This window comes from Streptomyces glaucescens, from assembly GCF_002154375.1.
Lineage (GTDB): Bacteria > Actinomycetota > Actinomycetes > Streptomycetales > Streptomycetaceae > Streptomyces > Streptomyces glaucescens.
Genome location: NZ_MUND01001003.1, coordinates 369 through 852 on the forward strand (window position 1 = coordinate 369; position 484 = coordinate 852).

Sequence of the window (484 nt, forward strand, 5' to 3'; positions counted from 1 at the left end):
CGTCGAAGCCGGTGGCCATGTCCAGGTACTCGACACCGGCGCCGTTGCCGCTCCATGACCAGCCGAGGTATCCCACCCCGAGCTGCTGCGCGGTGGACATGATGACGTTCCTCGTCCGTATTGCCGTCCGAGTGCAGGTCGCCGAATTCCCCGACGACGATGGGAAGACGCTGGGAAGTGAACCGGTTGAGGTAATCCCTTCACGTTGTCCGCGGTGTTGAAAACGCCGTACATATGGACGGAGAGCACCGTGTCCTTCGCGGGATCCGCGGCGAACACCTCCGCGGCGTGATCACGCATGGTGAAAGACCAGTCCTGGCCCCAATTCGGGGCATCGACCATGAGCGTGTGCCCGAATGCGACCGCCCGCATCCGGCCGATCGCGTTCTTGGTGCCGGCGGTCCACGGCGTGACGCCGGAAGCACCGTTGCCGTGCGGCTCGTTGCCGATGTTCAGGATGACGTACTTCTCCTGCCCCCTGCCC

Annotated in this window: 1 protein-coding gene; it reads right to left on the reverse strand. The window is 64.5% G+C overall.

Annotation, left to right across the window (positions count from 1 at the left end):
• Window positions 1–459, reverse strand: a 459-nt coding sequence (locus tag CCN42_RS40140; RefSeq protein WP_422641135.1) for a cellulase family glycosylhydrolase, incomplete at its 3' end; no start/stop codon positions are given.
• Window positions 460–484: the final 25 nt, after the last annotated feature.